The 22,297-nt window shown below is 70.0% G+C and carries 20 protein-coding genes; 10 read left to right on the plus strand and 10 right to left on the minus strand.

Annotation, left to right across the window (positions count from 1 at the left end; genetic code table 11):
• Positions 1–161: 161 nt before the first annotated feature.
• Both AB0F72_RS02335 and fbaA read right to left on the minus strand, forming a co-directional pair.
• Entirely contained in the window at positions 162–734 is a 573-nt protein-coding gene (locus AB0F72_RS02335; protein WP_360423834.1) for a hypothetical protein, read from the minus strand.
• Between the two features lie 55 nt (positions 735–789).
• On the minus strand, positions 790–1,815 hold the full coding sequence (gene fbaA / locus AB0F72_RS02340; RefSeq protein WP_360423837.1) for a class II fructose-bisphosphate aldolase: 1,026 nt from the start codon (positions 1,813–1,815) through the stop codon (positions 790–792).
• Between the two features lie 157 nt (positions 1,816–1,972).
• Here fbaA and AB0F72_RS02345 point away from each other — a divergent pair, with 157 nt between their 5' ends.
• From AB0F72_RS02345 to AB0F72_RS02365, 5 genes are all read left to right on the plus strand, one after another.
• Complete coding sequence (locus tag AB0F72_RS02345; protein ID WP_360423840.1) at positions 1,973–3,523, plus strand: hypothetical protein; 1,551 nt, start codon at positions 1,973–1,975, stop codon at positions 3,521–3,523.
• Between the two features lie 120 nt (positions 3,524–3,643).
• Entirely contained in the window at positions 3,644–3,829 is a 186-nt protein-coding gene (locus AB0F72_RS02350) for a hypothetical protein (protein ID WP_360423843.1), read from the plus strand.
• Between the two features lie 76 nt (positions 3,830–3,905).
• Positions 3,906–5,309: a 3' terminal RNA ribose 2'-O-methyltransferase Hen1 gene (locus AB0F72_RS02355; RefSeq protein WP_360423846.1), complete on the plus strand. Its 1,404-nt coding sequence runs from the start codon at positions 3,906–3,908 to the stop codon at positions 5,307–5,309.
• Positions 5,306–7,804, plus strand: a complete 2,499-nt coding sequence (locus tag AB0F72_RS02360) for a polynucleotide kinase-phosphatase (protein WP_360423849.1) — start codon at positions 5,306–5,308, stop codon at positions 7,802–7,804. The genes AB0F72_RS02355 and AB0F72_RS02360 overlap by 4 nt, the downstream gene beginning before the upstream one ends.
• A gap of 85 nt (positions 7,805–7,889) precedes the next feature.
• The gene (locus AB0F72_RS02365) at positions 7,890–8,942 is read left to right on the plus strand and encodes a DedA family protein (protein ID WP_360423851.1); all 1,053 of its coding nucleotides are present in this window, start codon (positions 7,890–7,892) and stop codon (positions 8,940–8,942) included.
• A gap of 59 nt (positions 8,943–9,001) precedes the next feature.
• Here the strand turns inward: AB0F72_RS02365 and AB0F72_RS02370 are convergent, their stop codons facing one another.
• From AB0F72_RS02370 to AB0F72_RS02390, 5 genes are all read right to left on the minus strand, one after another.
• Positions 9,002–9,676, minus strand: coding sequence for a class II aldolase/adducin family protein (locus tag AB0F72_RS02370; RefSeq protein WP_360423854.1), 675 nt, complete (start codon positions 9,674–9,676; stop codon positions 9,002–9,004).
• A gap of 70 nt (positions 9,677–9,746) precedes the next feature.
• Positions 9,747–10,124, minus strand: a complete 378-nt coding sequence (locus AB0F72_RS02375; RefSeq protein ID WP_014440216.1) for a metalloregulator ArsR/SmtB family transcription factor — start codon at positions 10,122–10,124, stop codon at positions 9,747–9,749.
• 57 nt (positions 10,125–10,181) lie between these two features.
• A complete protein-coding gene (locus AB0F72_RS02380) occupies positions 10,182–10,586 on the minus strand; it encodes a hypothetical protein (protein ID WP_360423856.1) in 405 nt (134 codons plus the stop codon).
• A 393-nt stretch (positions 10,587–10,979) separates the two neighbouring features.
• The gene (locus tag AB0F72_RS02385; RefSeq protein WP_360423859.1) at positions 10,980–11,789 is read right to left on the minus strand and encodes a hypothetical protein; all 810 of its coding nucleotides are present in this window, start codon (positions 11,787–11,789) and stop codon (positions 10,980–10,982) included.
• A gap of 279 nt (positions 11,790–12,068) precedes the next feature.
• Entirely contained in the window at positions 12,069–13,487 is a 1,419-nt protein-coding gene (locus tag AB0F72_RS02390; RefSeq protein WP_360423862.1) for a hypothetical protein, read from the minus strand.
• A gap of 459 nt (positions 13,488–13,946) precedes the next feature.
• On the opposite strand from AB0F72_RS02390, the gene AB0F72_RS02395 reads away from it, so the two are divergent.
• Complete coding sequence (locus AB0F72_RS02395) at positions 13,947–14,123, plus strand: hypothetical protein (RefSeq protein ID WP_360423865.1); 177 nt, start codon at positions 13,947–13,949, stop codon at positions 14,121–14,123.
• 51 nt (positions 14,124–14,174) lie between these two features.
• On the opposite strand, the gene clpB is transcribed toward AB0F72_RS02395, so the two are convergent.
• On the minus strand, positions 14,175–16,763 hold the full coding sequence (gene clpB / locus AB0F72_RS02400; RefSeq protein WP_360423868.1) for an ATP-dependent chaperone ClpB: 2,589 nt from the start codon (positions 16,761–16,763) through the stop codon (positions 14,175–14,177).
• Positions 16,764–16,894: 131 nt separating this feature from the next.
• Between clpB and AB0F72_RS02405 the strand changes: the two genes are divergently transcribed.
• The 4 genes from AB0F72_RS02405 (at position 16,895) to AB0F72_RS02420 (ending at position 20,515) form a co-directional block, all read left to right on the plus strand.
• Positions 16,895–18,115, plus strand: a complete 1,221-nt coding sequence (locus tag AB0F72_RS02405) for a sugar efflux transporter (RefSeq protein WP_360423871.1) — start codon at positions 16,895–16,897, stop codon at positions 18,113–18,115.
• Between the two features lie 55 nt (positions 18,116–18,170).
• Complete coding sequence (locus AB0F72_RS02410) at positions 18,171–18,665, plus strand: cation:proton antiporter regulatory subunit (protein WP_360423874.1); 495 nt, start codon at positions 18,171–18,173, stop codon at positions 18,663–18,665.
• Positions 18,666–18,669: 4 nt separating this feature from the next.
• A complete protein-coding gene (locus tag AB0F72_RS02415) occupies positions 18,670–19,881 on the plus strand; it encodes a cation:proton antiporter (RefSeq protein WP_360423877.1) in 1,212 nt (403 codons plus the stop codon).
• A 187-nt stretch (positions 19,882–20,068) separates the two neighbouring features.
• Entirely contained in the window at positions 20,069–20,515 is a 447-nt protein-coding gene (locus tag AB0F72_RS02420) for a hypothetical protein (RefSeq protein WP_041829481.1), read from the plus strand.
• Positions 20,516–20,570: 55 nt separating this feature from the next.
• On the opposite strand, the gene AB0F72_RS02425 is transcribed toward AB0F72_RS02420, so the two are convergent.
• Together AB0F72_RS02425 and dnaJ are read right to left on the minus strand one after the other, a co-directional pair.
• Positions 20,571–21,011, minus strand: a complete 441-nt coding sequence (locus AB0F72_RS02425; protein ID WP_360423881.1) for a MerR family transcriptional regulator — start codon at positions 21,009–21,011, stop codon at positions 20,571–20,573.
• A gap of 32 nt (positions 21,012–21,043) precedes the next feature.
• Positions 21,044–22,246: a molecular chaperone DnaJ gene (gene dnaJ / locus AB0F72_RS02430; protein WP_360423884.1), complete on the minus strand. Its 1,203-nt coding sequence runs from the start codon at positions 22,244–22,246 to the stop codon at positions 21,044–21,046.
• Positions 22,247–22,297: the final 51 nt, after the last annotated feature.

The following is a 22,297-nucleotide window of genomic DNA, read 5'->3' on the forward strand; positions in this document are numbered from 1 at the left end:
CATCGACCGCCGAACCTACAAGGCCACCATCAGCCTCACGGTCCTCGCCGGACCAGCCTTGACGACCAGCCCGGATCCTTAACTACCCGGCATTGAGGCTAGGGCCAGGCCACTGCGCCTGACCGCGAGAACTACCAGCACTTCACGGACGGAGCACAACCTCACGCCACGTGGACCCGGCGCCAGTGCACCGCCGGCAGATCCGCCTCCGGCACATCGGTGAGCCCGTTCTCGTCCATCGCGTTGTAGACCGCGAGCCGCGCCCCGTCGAACAGGAACTCGACGGCATGCAGGACCCGTGGCCGCCAGTCCGCCGACGTCGTCCGCTCGATGATGTTGACGGCTCGGAGCGGGCGGCCGCGGGCCTTGCGCAGCGCGGCGTGCGGGTCGGAGCGCCAGTCGAAGTGTTCGTACCAGTCGATGGACTGAGCCATGTCGATCTGGTCCCAGGTGATCGCGCACTCGTCGAATTTACGGTGAGTGATCTCTACCTGACTCAGGCCGAAGTCCAGGATCACCGGGCCGTCCGCGAACCAGCCGCGCTGCGCCACGTCCCACATGAGCCAGCTTGATCGCAGTTTGCGCCCGATGAGCCGCACAAACATGTGTCGATGAGTGGCGGCGAGGGCTTCGGCATCGTGATGCCATTCGGGTTTCCAGCCTTCGATGCCGAGCACGATCACCGTCCCGCCGATCTTGAACGTCTGATCGTACCCATGTCGCTGTGTAACCACGCAAGACAACAGCGGCCGGTCCCCGCGTTCGGGGACCGGCCGCTGCCGGATCGAATTACTTCGAGAGGGTGGTTCCGCTCGAGCGGAGGTGCTCGCAGGCCTCGACGACGCGCTTGGCCAGACCGTTCTCGGCCAGCTTGCCCCAGGCACGCGGGTCGTACGCCTTCTTGTTGCCGACCTCGCCGTCCACCTTCAGCACACCGTCGTAGTTGTGCATGATGTGGTCGACGACCGGGCGGGTGAACGCGTACTGCGTGTCGGTGTCGATGTTCATCTTCACCACGCCGTAGTCCAGCGCGCCGTGGATCTCGGAGAGCAGCGAGCCCGAGCCACCGTGGAAGACCAGGTCGAGCGGCTTCTCCTTGCCGTACTTCGCGCCGATCGCGTCCTGGATCTCCTTGAGGATCTCCGGGCGGAGCTTGACGTTGCCCGGCTTGTAGACGCCGTGCACGTTGCCGAAGGTCAGAGCCGTCAGGTAGCGGCCCTTCTCGCCCAGGCCCAGCGCGGCGGCGGTGGCCAGGCCGTCCTCGACGGTGGAGTACAGCTTGTCGTCGATCGCGGCGGAGACGCCGTCCTCCTCGCCACCGACGACGCCGACCTCGATCTCAAGGATGATCTTCGCGGCGGCGGACGCGGCGAGCAGTTCCTCGGCGATCCGCAGGTTCTCGTCCAGCGGCACGGCCGAGCCGTCCCACATGTGCGACTGGAACAGCGGGGCCAGGCCCTTGTTGACGCGCTCCTGGGAGATCGCGATCAGCGGACGGACGTACTTGTCGAGCTTGTCCTTGGGGCAGTGGTCCGTGTGCAGCGCGATGTTGATCGGGTAGTTCTTGGCGACCTCGGTGGCGTACTCGGCCAACGCGACCGCGCCCGTGATCATGTTCTTGATCGTCGGGCCGGAGGCGTACTCCGCACCACCGGTGGAGATCTGGACGATGCCGTCGCTGCCGGCCTCGGCGAAGCCCTGCAGGGCCGCGTTGAGGGTCTGCGAGGACGTCACGTTGATCGCCGGGTAAGCGAACGCGCCAGCCTTGGCACGATCGATCATTTCGGCGTAGACCTCGGGGGAAGCGATAGGCATCGGGCGCTCCTTGCTCTTGGAACGGGAAGCAGAGGGCAGGACCGCGCTGTCCTCCAGCAGGCAGTATTCCGCAGTTGCGGTGCGTAGCGGAAATCGCCCCGAAACTCGGACCGCCATTCCGGCATATCCCGGATAAGCGACGAATAACCTTCATGTCATGTCCGCATTTGCCGGGCGGATCGCGGCCACTGCGTCAGCGGTCCTGCTCGCCGTCGGTTGCTGTCCGTTTCCGGCCATCGCCGCAGCGACCGAGGCCACCATCGCCACCCGTTTCCAGCAGCTCACCCTCGCGCCCGGGGGAGAGGGTCAGGAGGCGCTGCTCTGGGCGGCGGTCGACGCGGGCGACACATCCGGCATCGACGTCATCAACTACACCGTCGATTACTCCGGCATCACGTCGTTCGCGGAGGTCGAGCTGACCGAGGCGTTCCAGAGCATCGCGCTCGGGAGCCTGTCGCCCACCGGTGACAACGTGAGCGGCACGGCCAGCGCGGCGCCGTCCGAGGGCGGCTGCACGGCCGGCGGGACCACGTTCGTGTGCAGCGTCCGAGCCTACCTGGAGGGCACCGCGCCGCTGTTCGGCCTCGGTTACTTCGGGATCAAGCCGAAGGCGGACGCGGAGGCCGGCGACGCCGGCGTCGTCAAGGTCACCGCGTCGGTCGGTGACGGCACGGAGAGCACGAGCGAATCCCCGGTACGCATCGGCGAGGGCATCAGCCTGGAGGCGCTGGAAAGCGACGCGGTCGAGTCGGCTCCCGGCGAGACCGCCGAGCTGACCGGGCGTCTCCACAACGCCGGGAGCACCGCGGCCGAGGGGGTGGCGCTCTTCCTCGGCGTGCGACCGGACGTGCTGACCGGCACCAGATACAGCAACTGCGAGTACGGCTACGCGGTCCTCTGCACCTTCGACACCACACTGCAGCCGGGTACGACGTACGAGCTCGCGGAACCGTTCGGGATCGGCATACCCGACGACGCGATCGACGGGAGCAGACTGGAGAGCGAGTTCTCCTGGACGTCGGTGACCGAGTGGGAGGACCTTGTCGCGTCCTGGCCGGAGGATCTGCTCGACGACATCTTCGGCGACCGGCAGCCCGGTGACGGCGGCGAGCTCGCCCTCACCGAGGTCACCTCGGCGGCCGGCACGCCGCAGGTCGAGCTGGACTACACGAACAACAACGGCGCGGTCACCGTCGCGGTCGCCGGTGGGGCGGTCGCGGACTTCGCCGCGGTCGGCGACAAGGTGACGGCGACGGCCGGCAGCGACGTGAACGTCCGGATCGGCGTCGTCAACAACGGGCCCGGCCGCCTCTATCCGGACCTGTTCGAGAACAACCACGTGATCTTCGACGTCCGGTTGCCGCCGCACACGTACATGGACGGCACCGGCGCCGTCTGCAGCGCGAAGGACCCGAACCGATTCCCGTGCGCGACGGTGGCGGCGCTCGAACCGGGCCAGCGCGAGGTCTACGACTTCGACGTCGAGGTGGAGGAGAAGCCCGGACAGAAGGGTTCGGTCCAGGTCCAGGAGCTGTCCGACAGCGGGGCGAACGACAACGACACGGCGTCCATCGTGATCGACGTGGCGGGCGGCGACGACCTGCCGATCACCGGGCCGGGTGGCCTGCTGACCGGCGGCCTCCTCCTGCTGGCCGTGGGCACGGGCGTCCGCTTCCTGTCCCGCCGTCGCTCCGGCCCGGTCGGCTGAACCGCGAGATCCGGCGACACGTGCCGGTTTGCGCGGCATCCTCACCGGGGAAGCCGCACCATAGGAGGCGGCGGGGAAGCCGCATCGCCACGAGGCGGCGACGAGCGAAGGGAGCCGGCCATGACGCACCCGATCGAGCACCTCGACCTGGAGACACCTGAGGTGGACGCGGCGGAGCAGGCGGTGGCCGCCGTTCCGAGCTGGCAGGACGACGAGGGGGACGACGTTCCCGTGGTCGCCGACGCCAACGAGTGGGACGCTCAGGAGCAGGGCCGGACCGTGGCGTTCGACGACGACTACCGCTGACAGAGCGGCGATGATCACCCCTGACCACCACGGCAATTCGATCGACCCGAAGCGCACCCGCTGACACGATCAGCGGGTGCTGCTCACCCTGACGACCACTCACCGGCCCGCGACCGATCTCGGCTACCTGCTGGTCAAGCACCCCGAGAAGGTTCACTCCTTCGACGTGCCCACCGGTACGGCGTACGTCATGTACCCCGAGGCGACCGAGGAGCGGTGCACGGCTGCGCTGTTGCTGGACGTCGACCCCCGGCGCCTGCGGGCACAGCGGGACGCCTTCGAGCTGAGTCAGTACGTCAACGATCGCCCGTACGCGGCGTCCAGCCTGCTGGCGAGCGCGCTCGCCAAGGTGTTCCGCAGCGCCCTTCGCGGCGCGTCGAAGGACCGGCCGGAGCTGGCCGCCACACCGATCCCGCTCGAGGTCCACGTGCCGGTGCTGCGCGGCACCACCGACCTGGTGACCCGCCTCTTCACGCCGCTCGGCTGGACGGTGACGGCCACCCCGATCCCGCTGGAGCCGGAGGTCGTCGCGGGTTTGCCTCGGTCCTCCCCGGCGGGCCGGCCCAGTGGCGACAGCCGGTACGTCGACCTGCGCCTCTCCGGTGAGCTGCGGCTCGCCGACGCGCTGAACCACCTGTACGTGCTGCTGCCGGTGCTGGACGACGGCAAGCACTACTGGGTCGCCCCGGACGAGATCGAGAAGCTGCTGCGCTCGGGGGAGGGCTGGCTCGCCGGCCACCCGGAGAAGGTGCTGATCGCCCGCCGCTACCTGGCGCACCGCAAGTCGCTCGCGACCACGGCGCTGCAGCTGCTCGACGCGGGCGAGGAGCCGGCCACCGAGGAGGACGCCGAGCTGCCGGTGCCGCGCCGGGCGCCGCTCGCCGAGCAGCGGCGTGACGCCGTCCTCGCCGCGCTGGCCGAGGTGGCCGCCACCCGCGTGCTCGACCTGGGATGCGGCGGCGGCGCCCTGCTCACCGCGCTGATGAAGCAGCGATCGATCTCCGAGATCGTCGGTGCGGACGTGTCCAGCCGGGCGCTGGAGCAGGCGGCCCGGCGGCTGCGGCTGGACCGGCTCCCGGAACGGCAGCGGGGCCGGATCAAGCTGATTCAGACCGCGCTCACCTACCGCGACGACCGGCTGCGCGGCTTCGACGCGGCGGTGCTGATGGAGGTGATCGAGCATGTCGACCTCACCCGGCTGCCGGCGCTGGAGACCGCCGTCTTCGGGCACGCGCGGCCCGGCGCGGTGATCGTGACCACGCCGAACGCCGAGTACAACGTGCACTACGAAGGGCTGACCGGGATGCGCCACTCGGACCACCGCTTCGAGTGGACCCGTGCCGAGTTCGCCGGCTGGGCCGGCCGGGTCGCCGCCGAGCACGGCTACACGGTGACCATCCGCGGCGTCGGTGACGAGCACGAGGTCACCGGCGCACCGACTCAGCTCGCCCTTTTCACCAGCACCGAGGTGTCCGCATGATCATCGACGTTCCCGACCTCGCCCTCGTGGCGTTGGTCGGCATCTCCGGCTCCGGCAAGTCGACGTTCGCCCGCAAGCACTGGAAATCCACCCAGGTGCTCTCGTCGGACTTCTTCCGCGGCCTGGTCGCCGACGACGAGAACGACCAGTCCGCGTCGGCGGACGCCTTCGAGGTGCTGCACTACGTGGCCGGCAAGCGCCTCGCGGCCGGTCGGCTCACCGTCGTCGACGCGACCAACCTGCAGCCGCACGCCCGGGCCGGTCTGGTCAAGGTCGCCCGGGAGCACGACGTGCTGCCGGTGGCGATCGTGCTGGACGTGCCGGAGTCGCTGGCCTGGGAGCGCACGCAGGCCCGAGCGGACCGCACGTTCGGCCGTCAGGTGCTCACCCGGATGCACCGTGACCTGCGACGCTCACTCAACCAGCTGAGCCGCGAGGGGTTCCGCAAGATCCACGTGCTGCGCGGCGCCGAGGAGATCGCCGGCGCCGAGATCCGGTACGAGAAGCTCTTCAACGACCGCCGCGACGAGCACGGGCCGTTCGACATCGTCGGCGACGTGCACGGCTGCCGCGCCGAACTGGAGCTGCTGCTCGGCAAGCTGGGCTGGGACCTGGTCCGCGACGAGCGGGGGCGTCCGGTCGACGCCGTGCACCCGGAGCCGGGACGCAAGGCCGTCTTCGTCGGTGACCTGGTCGACCGCGGACCGGACTCGCCGGGCGTGCTGCGCCTGGTGATGGGCATGGTCGCGGCCGGTCACGCGATCTGCGTGCCGGGAAACCACGAGCAGAAACTGGCCCGCAAGCTCAACGGCCGCAACGTGCAGCTCACCCACGGTCTGCCGGAGACGCTGGAGCAGCTCGCCGCCGAGCCGGACGAGTTCGTGGCCGAGGCGAAGGCCTTCATCGAGGGCCTGGTCAGCCACTACGTGCTCGACGACGGCAAGCTCGTGGTCGCGCACGCCGGCCTGAAGGAGGCGTACCACGGGCGGGCGTCCGGCCGGGTGCGTAGCTTCGCGCTCTACGGCGAGACCACCGGCGAGACCGACGAGTACGGCCTGCCGGTCCGTTATCCCTGGGCGAAGGACTACCGGGGCTCGGCCGCCGTCGTCTACGGCCACGTGCCGACGCCCGTGCCGGAGTGGATCAACAACACGATCTGCCTGGACACCGGTTGCGTCTTCGGTGGCTCGCTCACCGCACTGCGCTGGCCGTCGCGCGAGCTGGTCGCGGTGCCGGCCGCGAAGGAGTACTACGCGCCGGTGCGACCGCTGGTCGCGGTCGCGACCAAACCCGACTCGGGTCTGGACATCGCGGACGTGACGGGCCGTCGTCACATCGATTACGGGTACGGGCGAACCACCGTCCCCGCCGAGAACGCGGCAGCCGCCCTGGAGGTGATGGGCCGGTTCGCCGTCGACCCGGAGACCCTGGTGTGGCTGCCGCCGACGATGGCGCCCTGCTCCAGCTCGACCGTGGACGGATACCTCGAGCACCCGTCGTCGGCCTTCGCCGATCTGCGGGCCGCCGGGGTGAGCCGGGTGGTCTGCGAGGAGAAGCACATGGGTTCGCGAGCCGTGGTGCGGGTCTCGGCATCCGGCGCCGGGGATGCGATCTGGACGCGTACCGGGCGGCCGTTCTTCGGTCCGGAACTGGACGAGCCGCTGCTCGCCCGAGTCCGTGCCGCGGCGGCGCCGCTCTTCGCCGAGCTGGAGACCGACTGGCTGCTGCTCGACGCCGAGCTGCTGCCGTGGTCGGCGAAGGCCGGATCGCTGATCCGCGACCACTACGCCGGTGTGGGCGCGGCCGGACGGTCGGCGCTGCCGGCGGCGCTGGCCGTGCTCGACCGGACGGCGGGTCGCGGGCTGGACGTGGCGGCGCTGCGGGACCGGCTCGAACTGCGCGCGGCGGAGATCGACGGTTACTCGGCCGCGTACCGGGCGTACGTGAAACCCACGGACGGCCTGACCGGTGTCACTCTCGCTCCGTTCGCGGTGCTGGCGGGTGCCGGTCACACGTACTCGGGAAAGGACCATGACTGGCACCTGGCGCTGGCGGACCTCCTGGTCGCGGCAGACCCGGAGCTGTTCACGCCCACCCGGCGGATGAACGTCGACCTGGACGACCCGGCGGCGGAGGCCGCCGCGACCGACTGGTGGCTCGCGCTGACCGCCGGCGGTGGCGAGGGCATGGTGGTCAAACCGTGGGCGGGGCTGGCGGCGACGGACGCGTCCGGCCGGCTCGTGCAGCCGGGCGTGAAATGCCGCGGCCGGGAGTACCTGCGGATCATTTACGGTCCCGAGTACACCCGCCCGGAACAGCTGGACCGGCTGCGCGGACGGAACCTGGGCCGCAAGCGGGCGCTCGCGCTGCGAGAGCACGGCCTCGGTCTGGCCGCGTTGGATCGGCTGGCCGAGGGCGCGCCGGCATGGCGGGTGCACGAGCTCGTGTTCGCCATCCTGGCGGCCGAGTCCGAGCCGGTCGACCCCCGGTTGTGACCACCGGGTGACTTTCTGACGAGCGAACGGTGTCCACAGGATTCATTCAGGTACCGGCTTGTACAGGCCGGTACCCTGGCTCCTCGTGGACATCCATGCGCTCACCGAGCAGCTCGCTCTGAACCCGATGGACCCGAAGGACCTGCTATCGGCCTTCGGGGTTCCCGGCGTTCTGGCCATTCTCTTCGCGGAGACCGGCCTGCTGGTCGGCTTCTTCTTCCCGGGTGACTCCCTGCTGTTCCTGGCGGGCGTCGCGGCCTCCTCGGTGGCCGACTCGATCTTCGGTCCGGGCAGCAAGCTGTCGATCACCGCCCTGCTGATCGGCGCGCCGCTCTGTGCCATCGCCGGTGCCCAGCTCGGACACTGGCTCGGTGCGAGGTACGGCCGTCGGATGTTCGACAAGCCCGACTCGAAGCTCTTCAAGAAGGAGTACGTCGAGAAGGCGGAGTACTACTTCGAGAAGTTCGGCCCGGCCAAGGCCGTGGTGCTCGCCCGGTTCATCCCGATCGTCCGGACCTTCCTGAACCCGGTCGCCGGCACCCTCGGCATGCCCGCCCGGCAGTTCTTCATCTGGAACGTGGTCGGCGCGATCCTCTGGACCGACGGCATCATCCTGATCGGTTACCTGCTGGCCCAGCAGATCTACGACGCCATCGGCGACCAGATCGACCACTACATCCTGCCGGTGGTCGCGCTGATCGTTCTGATCTCGGTGCTGCCGATCCTGATCGAGATCCTCCGCGAGCGGAAGCACAAGAAGAACGCCCCCGCCGACGGCCCCGGTCCGGCCGAGGCGTTCGGCGTGGTCGCCGCGGCCACCGTGGCCGGGGCCGCGGACGCCGCCCACGAGGAGATCCACCCGCACCACCAGCAGCCTTACGGCGGCCAGACCTACGGCCAGCCGCCGCAGCAGGGATACGGCCAGGGACACGGCCAGCCGCAGGCATACCAGCCCCAGGCATACGGGCAGCCCCAGTCCTACGGGCAGCCGCAGCACGGCGAGCAGGACCGCTATGACGAGCCCACCGGGCAGTACGGCGGTCAGCAGTACCCGCCGCCGTCCTCGGGAGCGGTGTACGGCACGCCCGCGTCGGGTGACGACCCCTATGGGCAGCAGAACCAGAACTGGCCACGCTGACCCCGGCTACGAAAAACGGCCCGGCCCCCTCCCAGGGGTGCCGGGCCGTTCCGCGTTTCTCAGACCGTGACGGCAGTGGAGCCGTGCAGCCGGTCCAGGAACTCTTCCGGGCAGTCCCGGAGGTTCTCCAGCCGGCCCGCCGTCAGAGCCCGGTAGGTCAGAGAGGCCGCTTCCTCCAGGTTGCGAGCCCGTTTGTGTGCCAGTTCGACGGAGTCGCCCATCACGACGCAGCCGTGCTGGCTGAGCACCAGGCAGTCGGTGCCGTCAGCGGCCATCGCCGCGGTCAGCGACGCCAGCTCGGTGCTGCCCGGCAGCCGGAACGGAACCGTCGACACCCGGCGCAGGTAGAACGCGTGGTCGGTGGTGACGATCCGGATGTGCTCGCCGAGGGCGTCCAGCAGCAGGGCCGTCTGCGGGTGCAGATGGACCACCGCGTTGATGTCCGGGCGGGCACGGTAGAGCGCCAGGTGCAGCGCCAGCTCGCTGGTCGGCTCGGTCCGCGGCGGCGGCGTCGTGCCGACCATGGCCGGCTCGCCGTCGGAGATGCGGACCGGCGCGAAAGTGTTGCGGCTCAGCCGGTCGAGCCAGGATCCACTCGCGGTGACCCAGATGGCGTCCTCGTCAGGGATCCGGGCGGACAGGTTGCCGCCCGACCCGCACACGAGGCCCGCCTGCACCACGTCGTAACCCACGTGTGCCAGCTGGTCACGCAGGTCGCCGGGAACGTAGTTCACCCGTTCCTCCTGATCCTCGGCCTGGCGTCACGCCCCCATGTTTCAGTGACGCCAGGCGTTTCCCAACGGATCAGCGGGCCTTCTTGGTGGCCCGCTTGCGCGGCGGGGTGAGCAGGTCCGCAATCGTCGCGATCGCCGTCGGCACCAGGCGGTAGTACGCCCAGACACCACGCTTCTCGCGCTCCAGAAGACCAGCCTCCGTCAGAATCCGGAGGTGGTGGCTCACGGTCGGCTGCGAAAGGCCCAGAGGGGCCGTCAGGTCGCAGACGCACGCTTCGCCATCAGTCGCGGACTGAATGAGGCTCAGCAGCCGCAGCCGGGCCGGGTCGGCGAGCGCCTTCAGCACTCCCGCCAGGCGCTCGGCGTCAGCGCGTTCAATCGGCTCGCCAGCAAGCGGCGAGATCTGAGGCATAGTCATTTCCGCCAACGCAGTTCCCACGATCTCCATCCTTCCACCAACTGCATCGATTCTCCTGCATGTGTGCAGGGACGAACCGGCTAACTTTCAGGCCGTAAGGCCGAGATCGATCGCCGGGACGGCCGACCGGCTGAGAGGGCCGGCAAACCGCACCGCTCCCGCATCCGCTCGCCCAAAACCTGCGACACCGACTTCGGTCTCTGCCTCCTGCAACGCCTCAGCCGCCATCTGGTCGCTACCCATCCGTGTCGAGCTCTCGATCCCCGTCTCCGGAGTGAGGCGGCCCACATTGTCAATTCGTCGATTGTTTCGGCTCACCGATCTCGGACGATGACCCGCAACAGAACGCATCGAGACCATCACGCGGCACTGCGCGATCTTTTGGACGCCACTCTCCGAACCCAACAGCTCACGACCCGATGAAAGCACGGCGCCACGCTGCGCGACGGCTAATTCAGTGATGAATTTACCCAGGTCGTGCCGTGCTTCCATGACATCGAGCGTACTGGCTGGACTAAAACCGGAATCTTTCGCCCCGCCGGGGCGGAACGGAACTATTGACCCAGGGGATTGCCGGCCTCTGTAAAGAAGGTTTACCAATCGCCCATGGGACGTCAGCCTTTCCCCCGACCATAGATGCAGCTCAAAGCAGGTAACGTCGCCACGGTACCTCTGCGCACCTCAGGATCACCTGGTGGATGCGCTGTGAGACTCCTGTGAGAGCCCAGAATCACGTTTGCCCGTCCAGGCGAAAACACCCACCGTCCGGACGACCGACATCTATCCGGACAGCCGATCGGGTGACGCTCGTAGAAACGGTCTGTACCCGTTCGAGTGACCCACAGTCGTCGATACCGGGCTGGTTTGCGTTTGTTACCGGCGAGTTCAGTCGGAAGGTCGTGACCAGAACTCGTCTTCGGGACGGGGTGCCGGCTTCTGCACCGGAGGGTGAACCACGTTCTGATCCGCTTCGGACGGAGATTGATCCGATGGGGAGTATTGATCCGCCGATTGTGGCGCGGCCCACGGAGAAGTTGTGACGGCCGACTCACTCGGCGGGTATACGGGCGGGATCCCGTACCCGAAACCGGCCGGCGGCATCCCGCCGTGGGTGACCGAAGCCCCGGCGCCGCTGAAAAAAGCACGCGGGGCGAGGAGCAGAAGAAAACCCACCATCAGGTACGCGATCACCTGAGCGACCGCCACAGCGGCGTTCAGGCCGATCCAGCCCGCGGGATAAGCCTCGTTCAGAGCCTCGCCGAGCGAGCCCGACACCGCGTCACCGGACTGCTGGGTGCCGATCGCCGCCACCGACCCGCAGCCGCCGAGCACGCCCAGCGCGCAGACGGCGAGCGTCACACCCCAGGCCACCCGGCTGCCCCGCCGCAGGCCGAGACCGAGCACCACGAAGAGCGCCACGATCAGCAGTGCCACCACGGCGCCGACCGCCGAGTCCAGCCAGACCACGGCGATGAAGTTCTCCGCGACCTCGGATCCGGAGGTGGCGTCACGGAACCGGCCGACCGTTCCGGGCGTCACCGCCACCATGCCGGCCGCATAGACGAACCCGGCAACCGCCATGGTCCAGAGCAGAGCGACAGCGACAGTGACAGCCGCCGGGCGGCCGGGCGCCGGTGGCGCGCCGGGCACGCTCTGCGGAGGCGCGGCAACGGGCGGCTGGGCGGCGTACGACATCGATGATCTCCCGCAGTGGATCGGCTGGCCAAAACCTACCCGCTGCGGCCGCCGAACGTGGCCGGACCGCTCAGCCCGCAAGGAACAGACCGCGGGGCCGCGGAGGCCGGCAGCCCGCGTGCGCCTGGAGCCGGCAGCCCGCGTGAGTCTGGGACCGGCAGCTCGCGTGAGTCTGGGACCGGCAGCTCGCGTGCGGTGGAGGCCGCCGGAGAAGGACCGGCCCGCCGTTGTCGGCGGGCCGGTCCGGGTCAGATCTCTCAGGTGGGTCGGGTGGGCGGCTCAGGCGGGTGGCCGCGGCGGCTGCTCACCCTCCGGCCGGTCACGGTCGGGCTCGCCGGGCGACCCGTCGCCCGGCTGGCCGGTGCGGTCAGCCTCCTGCTGGCCGGTGCGGTCAGCGTCCTGCTGGCCGCCAGGGTCGGCGCCCGGGTGACCGGTGGGATCGCTTCCCGGCCGGTCGCCGCCCGGGAACGGGGGTGGCGCGGCCCAGGGGTCGCTCGGCGGCAGGCTCGCGGGCGGGGCCGCGGGGGTGAACGGCGCGGGAGGCGCGCTCGGCGGCGGGGTGCCGGGTGCGCCGGTTCCCTCCTGCCCCGGGTACGGCGGAAGCCCGGGCGCCGGCTGACCGGGCTGACCGTACTGTTCCGGCGTTCCGAAATGGCTCGCCTCGCCCGGCTGTCCCGGATACGGCGGCTGGCCGGGTCCCTGCTGACCCGGGAACGCCGGCGGCCCGGACGGCGGCCCGTAAGAAGGCGGCCCGGACGGCGGCCCGTAGGACGGCTGTCCAGGCGGCGGCCCGTAGGACGGCTGACCGGGCGGCGGCCCGTAGGACGGCTGACCGGGCGGCGGCCCATAAGACGGCTGCCCAGGCGGCGGCCCATAAGACGGCTGCCCAGGCGGCGGCCCGTAGGACGGCTGACCGGGCGGCGGCCCGTAAGAGGAGGAAGGCGGACCGGACGGACCCGGCGAACTGGGTGCCGACGACCCCGGATACCCACCTTCCGGGCCACCCGGCGCACCGCTACCCGGCGTCCCCGGATACGGCTGCCCATAGGTCGGCTGCCCCGGCCCGGCCGGCGGGTAACCACCGGGGGCCGGATACCCACCGGGCGGCGGATAGCCACCGCCCTGCGGCGGACCACCGGCCGGCGGGTAACCCCCACCGGGCGGGAACCCGCCGGGCTGCGGATATCCCGCATACCCCGGGTACCCGGGATACCCGGTTCCCGGCTTGCGGAAGAACGCGTTCGCCGCCGGCAGCGCCAGCAGGATGATCACCGCGATCAGCGCCAGCACGGTGAGCAGCGTCAGGGTCCAGAGGACGGGCTCGTACCAGCCGGGCATCGCGTCCGTGACCGCGGCGTCGACCTGAGTGTCGCTGGGCAGGCCCGCGCCCTCGTTGGTGTTGACCGCCCCGCCCGCCGCGTTCGTCAGGCCGAGCGCGTTGCAGCACAGGCCGATGCCGGCGAACACCCAGGTCGTGATCCGGGAGCCGTTCGCGCCCCGGCTGTTGAAGTAGGACAGGGTGGCGAGCCCGGCGGCGAGCAGCGCGTACATCAGCGCGAGGATCACGATGACGACGGCCGCGATGGTCTCGCCCTCGCTAGCGAGCTCGGTTCCCGCGTACGCGTCCCGATAGGCGTCCTGAACAGCGCCGATGGTCAGCAGCGCCGCGAGCGCGTTCAGCAGCTGCAGGAGCGCCACGCCGTAGAGCAGGTATGACGATGTGGTGACGACCCCCGGGCGCGGTGGACGCGCAGCCGGTGCCGGATTTGGGGTGGGATATATGGGTACGGTCACACTGCCCTCCTCTAGATCCATTTACGGTATCGGTCGGAGGCCATATCACGCGACCGCACCTCACGGTCCGCGACGATGTGGCAGCATCGGGCGACGACGCGTCCTCACAACACCAACATGGCCCCTAAAACGTCGCTCTTTCAGGGGGCGGCACACCTCGACGCGCCCGCCTACACTTCGATTTCGTGGCGTCCAGCCGGCAGCAAAGACCTCCGGCGGACAGCCCTGCCCGTGACACGAGTCGCCCGCCCCGCGCACGCATCTCCGGGGCCGAGGCAGACCGGTTTCGGGCACCCAACCCATTAGGCGGGCCGCGTGACCACACCGCGGCTGCCCCAGAGCTGACAAGGACCGGTGAGTCCCATGCCCCAGGCCGACACCCTGACCGTCGTTCACCATGACGACACCCGGACGTGGTTCAAAGACGTTCGCTACCAGTTGCACCGCGACGGGATCCGGATCTGGTCCGCTGACGGCGAGCACGCCATCACGGACGTACTGATGACACACGCCTACCGGCAGCGGGAGGCGGAGAACTAGAAAGGCGACGGCCCCGGGGAAACCCGGGGCCGTTCCTTTTCCAGGAGAGGATCAGACGCCGCGCCGGACGGCAAGGCCGTCCTTGGCCTCGCTGAGCGAGACCAGCACCACGTCGCCGTCCCGGATGTCGCCGCTCAGCAGCGCCCTGGCGAGCAGGTCGCCGATTGTCGACTGGACCAGGCGGCGCAGCGGGCGGGCGCCGTAGATCGGGTCGTACCCGTGCTCACCGAGCCACTCCACCGCCTCGGGCATCACCTCGAGGTGGAGCCGGCGCTCGGCGAGGCGGTCGCGCAGCCGGCCGAGCTGGATGTCGACGATCGCGGTCAGGTCCGCCTTGGTGAGCGCGTGGAAGACCACGATGTCGTCGAGACGGTTCAGGAACTCCGGCTTGAAGTGCGCCCGGACGGCCGCGAGGACCTCGTCCCGGCGTTCCTCGTCGCCCATCGTGAAGTCGGAGGTCGCCGAGCCGAGGTTCGAGGTGAGCACCAGTATCGCGTTGCGGAAGTCGACCGTCCGGCCCTGGCCGTCGGTGAGCCGCCCGTCGTCGAGCACCTGCAGCAGCAGGTCGAAGACGTCCGGGTGGGCCTTCTCCACCTCGTCGAGCAGCACCACACTGTACGGCCGGCGCCGCACCGCCTCGGTCAGCTGACCGCCCTCCTCGTACCCGACATATCCCGGCGGCGCGCCGACCAGCCGGGCCACCGAGTGCTTCTCGCCATACTCGCTCATGTCGATGCGGACCATGGCCCGCTCGTCGTCGAAGAGGAAGCCGGCCAGCGCTTTCGCCAGCTCGGTCTTGCCGACGCCGGTGGGGCCGAGGAAGAGGAAGCTGCCGGTGGGCCGGTCCGGGTCGGCGATGCCGGCCCGGGCGCGGCGGACCGCGCTCGCGACCGCCGCCACCGCCTCGCGCTGGCCGATCACCTTGTCCTGCAGCGACTCCTCCATACGCAGGAGCTTGGCGGTCTCGCCCTCCATCATCCGGCCGGCCGGGATGCCGGTCCACGCCGAGACGACCTCGGCGATGTCGTCCGCGCCGACCTCCTCCTTGACCATCGGCGGCTCGGCCCGCTCGTCCTCGGCGTCGGACGCCGCCTGGATCTCCTTCTCCAGGGTGGGCACCACCTCGTAGAGCAGCCGGGAGGCCTCCAGCAGGTCGCCGTCGCGCTGGGCACGCTCCTGGGCGGCCCGTGCCTCGTCGAGCTGCTTCTTCAGCTCACCGACCCGGTTCAGGCCGCCGCGCTCGCGCTCCCACCGGGCGGTGAGCGCGGTGAGATCCTCCTCGCGGTCGGCGAGGTCGCGCTCCAGCCGCTCCAGCCGGGCCACCGACGCGGGGTCGGTCTCCTTGCTCAGCGCCAGTTTCTCCACCCGCATCCGGTCCACCTGCCGTTGCAGCTGGTCCAGCTCGACCGGCCGGGAGTCGATCTCCATGCGGAGCCGGGAGGCGGCCTCGTCGATCAGGTCGATCGCCTTGTCCGGCAGGAACCGGTCGCTGATGTAGCGGTCGGAGAGGCTGGCCGCCGCGACGAGCGCGGCGTCGGTGATCTGCACCCGGTGGTGCGCCTCGTAACGGCCCTTGAGACCGCGCAGGATGCCGATCGTGTCCTCGACCGTCGGCTCACCGACGACGACCGGCTGGAAGCGGCGCTCCAGGGCCGGGTCCTTCTCGATGTGCTCGCGGTACTCGTCGAGCGTGGTGGCGCCGACCATCCGCAGCTCACCGCGGGCCAGCATCGGCTTGAGCATGTTGCCGGCGTCCATCGAGCCCTCGCCCTTGCCGGCGCCGACGACCGTGTGCAGCTCGTCGAGGAACGTGACGACCTGCCCGTTCGAGCTGCGGATCTCCTCCAGGACGCTCTTCAGGCGCTCCTCGAACTGCCCGCGGTACTGCGCGCCGGCGACCATCGCGCCGAGGTCGAGCGAGACCAGCTTCTTGTCGCGCAGCGTCTCCGGCACGTCGCCGGCCACGATCCGCTGGGCCAGGCCCTCGACGATCGCGGTCTTGCCGACGCCGGGCTCACCGATCAGCACCGGGTTGTTCTTGGTACGCCGGGAGAGCACCTGCACCACCCGGCGGATCTCCGCGTCCCGGCCGATGACCGGGTCGATCTTGCCGTCCCGAGCCAGCGCGGTGAGGTCCACGCTGTATTTCTCCAGGGACTTGTAGGTCTGCTCGGGGTCGGCCGTGGTGACGCGCCGCTCGCCGCCGCGCACCTGGGGGAACGCCGCGACGAGCGCGTCCTCGGTAGCGCCGGCGCTCTGCAGGGCCTGGCCGACCGCGCCGCCGACCCGGGCGAGGCCGGCCAGCAGGTGCTCGGTCGACACGTACTCGTCGCCGAGCGGCTTGGCGATCAGGTCGGCCGACCCGATCGCGTTCACGAACTCGCGGGAGAGGCTGGGCTCGGCGGTGCTGGCGCCGCGGGCGGAGGGAAGTTGCTCCAGCGCGCGGGCGGCGGCCCGGCGCACGTCAGCGGGGTTGGCCCCGACCGCTCGCAGCAGCGCGGTCGCGGTCGACCCGCCGGTGTCGAGAAGCGACAGCAGCATGTGCCACGGCTCGACCGTGGCATGCCCGCGGCTGCCGGCGTCGGCGACCGCGGCGGTGATCACTTCGCGGCTCTTGGTGGTCAAGCGTTCGGTGTTCATGTGCTCCCCTGAACGGATCCCGATCAAGCAGACTTGAGCGTAAGCAACTCAACTTTAGCGCGCGCCGGAAATGCGTGACGGCCACCACCGGACCGGCACAACAACAGGAAACAACCCGTAACGTACGGACTGTGTCGCTGCCCTCCGTAACGCGACGGCTTCTTCCGCTCGGTCTCGTCTTCCTCACCACCGGCATCGCCACCGCCGTGGTCGGGCCCTTCGTCGGGCTCTTCCTCAGCACCGCTGTCGACGCCACCCCCGTCCAGGTCACCTTCTTCCTCATGGTGTCGTCCCTCTCCGGCGTCACCATGTCCTGGGCGATCGGCCGGATCTCCGACCGGCGTCCGATGCGGCGCACTCTGTTGATCATCGCGGCGATCGCCGGCTGCGCCGGGACCGGCCTGACCGCCGTCGTCCGTGATTACTGGGTGCTGCTCGCGCTCACCGCGACGGCGACGGCGATTGCCGGGTCCCTCTTCCCACAATCCTTCGCGTACGCACGTCAGGTGCTCCAACGCGACGATCCGGCCCGGGCAGCCATGGGAATCAGCACCCTGCGCACGGTCTTCTCGGTCGCCTGGGTCGGTGGCCCGTCGCTCGCGGCGGCCCTGCTCGCCACCGGCGGCTTCCAGTACGTCTTCGGCGCGGCCTCGGTCACGTACCTGATCGCCGCCCTTGTCGCGATCCGCTGGCTGCCCGAGGTGGAGGCGCCGGCCGCGTCACACGACGGCCGGCAGGTCTCCGGGAAGGTGCCGCGCGTCCTCTTCGTGATCCTGGCCGGCTTCGTCCTGCTGCAGACCGCCATGGTCCTGGGCGTGCAGGCCCTGCCGCTGTACCTCAGCGCTGAGCTGGGCGGCTCGGTCGGCGACGCGGGCCTGCTCCTGGGACTCTGCGCGGCGCTGGAGATCCCGCTGATGCTCGGCTTCGGCTGGCTCTCCACCCGGGTGCCGCTGCGGCTGATCATCATCGGCGGCACGGCCTGCGCGGTCATTTACCACGTGCTCACCGTCACGGCCGGCTCGGTCTGGATGCTCGCTGTCGCGCAGATCCCGAACGCCCTGTTCATCGCCGCGACCTCCGGCCTGGGCATCTCCTACGTGCAGGACCTGATGCCGCGCTTCCCGGGCCGGGCGACGACCATGTTCACCAACACCTTCCCGATCGGGAACATCCTGGCCGCCCCACTCTTCGGGCTGGCGCAGCAGTACGGGTTCCGGCTGGCGTACCTGATGAATCTGATCCTTGTCGTGCTCGGCCTGATCCTGCTCGTCGTGGCCCGGCCGCGAACCGCCCCGGAGCCGCCCGTTCCCGGCGCGGACGTCCCGGAAAAGGTCGCCGAACAGGCACAATGATCACGATGTCTGTTTCCGGGCGGGGACCGACCCGGTGAGGGCTACCGTAGAGATCGTGCGCGTACGGGTGGAACAGACTCCGCTGCCGGGAATCGGCGTTCGCCATGACCTGGTGACCTCCTCAGGCCGTACCGTCGGGGTGGTCTCCCACCGCAACGGCAGACGCGACCTGGTGCTGTACGACGTGGACGACCCCGACGCGAGCCTGGCCTCGATCCCGCTCACCGACGACGAGGCGGAGGCCCTGGCCGACGTCCTCGGCGCGTCCCTGATGCTGGGGCAGCTCGCCGGGCTGCGGCAGCAGGCGGCCGGCCTGCTCACCGAGCAGGTGGCGCTGCCCGCCGGCTCCCCGTTCGTCGGCCGGCGCCTGGGCGACACCCGCGCCCGCAGCCAGACCGGTGCGTCGATCGTGGCGGTGCTGCGCGACCGGGAGGTGATCGCCTCCCCCGAGCCTTCGTTCCGGTTCGAAACGAATGACGTGGTCGTGGCGGTCGGCACCCGGCAGGGCCTGGACGGCGTGACAGCCATCCTGGCCGGCGACGACGGCTGAGCCCGTGCAGCACCACACCACGATTCTGCTCATCGAGATCGGCGCGATACTTTTCGGCCTCGGCATGCTGGGCCGGATCGGCCGGCGGTTCGGCCTGTCCCCGATTCCGCTCTATCTGCTGGCCGGCCTGGCGTTCGGGCACGGCGGGCTGGTGCCGCTCTCGGCCAGCGAGGAGTTCATCGGCATCGGCGCCCAGATCGGCGTCGTGCTGCTGCTCGTCATGCTCGGCCTGGAGTACTCGGCCGACGAGTTGGTGGACAACCTGCGCGCGGCGGCGCCGGCCGGCCTGATCGACATGCTGCTGAACGCGTTGCCCGGCGCGGCGTTCGCCCTGCTGCTCGGGTGGGGCTGGGAAGCCGCGCTGGTGCTGGCCGGCATCACCTGGGTCTCCTCGTCCGGCGTGATCGCGAAGGTGCTCGGCGACCTGGGCCGGGTCGGCAACCGGGAGACACCGGTGATCCTCTCGGTCCTGGTGATCGAGGACCTGGCGATGGCCTTCTACCTGCCGATCGCGACAGCGGTGCTGGCCGGCGCCGGGCTGATCCCGGGCCTGACCACGCTGGGCGTCGCGGTGGTCACGGTGGTGGCGGTGCTGGTCGTGGCGATCCGGTACGGCGGCGAGATCAGCCGATTCATCTCGGTCAAGGACCCGGAGGCGCTGCTGCTCAGCGTCCTCGGCCTGACGCTGTTCATCGCCGGGGTGGCCGGCGAGCTGAAGGTCTCCGAGGCGGTCGGCGCGTTCCTGGTCGGCATCGCGCTCTCCGGCCCGGTCGCGCACCACGCCACCCAGATGCTCTCCCCGTTGCGTGACCTGTTCGCGGCGGTCTTCTTCGTCTTCTTCGGACTCTCCACCGATCCGGCCGACATGCCGGCGGTGCTCCTCCCCGCGTTCGCGCTGGCCGTGCTCACCATGTTCACCAAGATCATCACGGGTTATCTGGCCGCCCGGCGCGCCGGCATCGCGCTGCCCGGCCAGCTCCGCGCCGGTCTCGCACTGATGCCGCGTGGCGAGTTCTCCGTGGTCATCGCGGGCCTCGCGGTCGCCTACGGGGTGGACGCCCGGCTCGCGCCGCTCGCCACCGCGTACGTGTTGATCACCGTGGTCACCGGTCCGATGCTGGCGCGGCTGCCCGACTACCAGTGGTTCAAAGACCTGGTCCGGAAGCGGATGGCGGCCCAGGCGGCACGTACGAAACCGCTGCCGGCACCGGAGTGACAGGCGTCTCCACAGCGAACGCCCAAGGTTACTGTCGAGTATCTGAATGTGAAGCCTTGACACTTCCGCTGAAACACTCAGCGCGCTACCGTCTCCGAGCGACGACTCTGAGTATTGGGACGTCCGACACCCGTGACCGGTGGAGTGAGGCCGGTCGCACGGGCGGACGCATGAGTGAGGCGGCGGCGTGAGCGTGCGTGAAGCAACATTCCTCGGATTCGGGAATCCGGTCGATCCCCGGCCGGACGAGCTTCAGGCGTGGGCGTACCACCCTGAGTCGGTCCCGCTGAACACCATGCCGCGCGACTGGGATCTGCTGATTTCCGGCGACGTGCTCGGCCCGACCCTGTTCGAGCTGGCCATGGACCGGCAGTGCCCGGCGCGGCGATTCGCACAGCACTGCATGTACATCTATGCCGCGGACGGGGTGCGGCAGAACGCGAGCGGGCAGCGCAAGCGCCGGCTGAAGAAGTTCGTGGAGCGCGCCGAGGAGGTCGGCGACGAGCCGATGCAGATCTGGGCGCACAACTGCCGGGTGCTGATGACCCGGCCGGAGCTCTTCGATCACCACGACTGGATGGAGGGTGGCCTGGTCCGCCACCCGCGTCGGCTGGGGCTCTTCAACCGACGGTAATTGATGAGTGACTACAGGTAGTCAACGGCGGCCCCTCTGATCGAGGGGCCGCCGTTCACTTGTCCGGGGAGCGGCGCGGCCGCCACACCACCAGCGCGGTCGAGTGGGTTTCCTGGCGCACCAGGTCCCGGCCGGCGTACGGACTGCGCATCGCCTCCAGCTGGGCGATCCGGTCGTACGCCGCGTCGAGCTGTTCCGCCAGCTCCGCCAGCTGCTGCTGGAGGTCGCCGACGAGCTGCTCCAACCCGATGATCCGCTTGATGCCGGCCAGGTTGACACCGTCCTCCTGGCTGAGCCGCTGCACCTCGCGGAGCAGCGCGACGTCCCGTTCGCTGTACCGACGGCCGCCGCCGCCGGTCCGGCCCGGCTGCACCAGCCCGAGCCGGTCGTACTGCCGGAGCGTCTGCGGGTGCATCCCGGCCAGCCGTGCGGCAACCGAGATGATCAAAACCTTCGCGTCGGAGGCTTCCGTCGAGACGTGGATCTCTTCATACATGTGCCACCTCCCGTGAGGGTCCGGAGGGCCTGTTACCCCGCCCGGCGCATCCGGGCGTCGAGTCGCTCGCGCCCCGGGGGCGGGGTGAGCTTCGCGAATTTCTCCAGCGCGTCCCGGGCCTCGTCGCTGACGACCGCCGGGATCTGCACGTCGACAGTGACGATCAGGTCGCCGGCCTGGCCCTCCTTGCGGACCACGCCCTTGCCCCGCGCCCGCAGCTTGCGGCCGCTCGGCGTGCCCGCCGGCACCCGCAGGGTGACCGGCCCGTCCAGGGTGGGCACCTTCAGGTCGGTGCCGAGCACGGCTTCCGCCATGCTGATCGGCACGGCCAGTGTCAGGTCGTCGCCACTGCGCCCGAACAGCTCGTCCGGCCGCACCTTCACCTGCACGTAGAGGTCGCCCGCCGAGCCACCGCGGTCACCCGGCTCGCCGCGGCCGCTGAGCCGGATGCGCTGGCCGTCGGCCACGCCGGCCGGGAACCGCACGTTGATCGTCCGGGTCTTGGTGACCCCGCCGGATCCCCGGCACTCCGGGCACTTCTCGTCCACGATGCTGCCCGAGCCCTGGCAGTCCCGGCACGGCTCGGAGAAGCTGAACGAGCCCTGGTTGCTGGAGATCATGCCGGTGCCCTGGCATTTCGGGCAGGACCGCGGTGTCGTGCCAGGTTTCGCCCCGGACCCGCGACAGGTGTCACAGGCGCCCGGGGTGCGCAGCGTCAGCGGCAGGGTGGTGCCGCGGACCGCCTGAACGAAGTCGAGCGTCACCTCGGTCTCGACGTCACGCCCGCGCTGCGGGCCGCGCCGCGCCGCGGCCGGGCCGGGACCACCGGCGCCGCCGCCCGAGAAGATCGAGCTGAAGATGTCCGAGAAGCCGGTGCCGCCGAACCGGCGGTCCGCACCGGCCCCGCCACCCGCGGCCCCGCTGAACCCGCCGAACAGGTCGGACGGGTCGAACTGGGTGCCGCCGCCGGGACGCGCGCCCCGGCGGAACGCGCCCGAGCCGAACAGCGAGCGCATCTCGTCGTACTCTTTGCGCTTCTTGTCGTCGGCGAGCACGTCGTAGGCCTCGGAGGCCGCCTTGAACTTCTCCTCCGCTTCCTTGTTGCCAGGGTTGCGGTCGGGGTGAAGGTCACGGGCGAGCTTTCGGTACGCCTTCTTGATCTCGTCAGGTGAGGCGGACTTGTTCACACCGAGCACGGCGTAGAAGTCCTTCTCGAGCCAGTCCTTCGAGCTCATTCAGTCCACCTCCTCGACTTCGCTGTGAGGACCCGCCCGCCGGCGAACCGG

The organism is Actinoplanes sp. NPDC023936 (assembly GCF_040639325.1).
Taxonomy (GTDB): Bacteria; Actinomycetota; Actinomycetes; order Mycobacteriales; family Micromonosporaceae; genus Actinoplanes.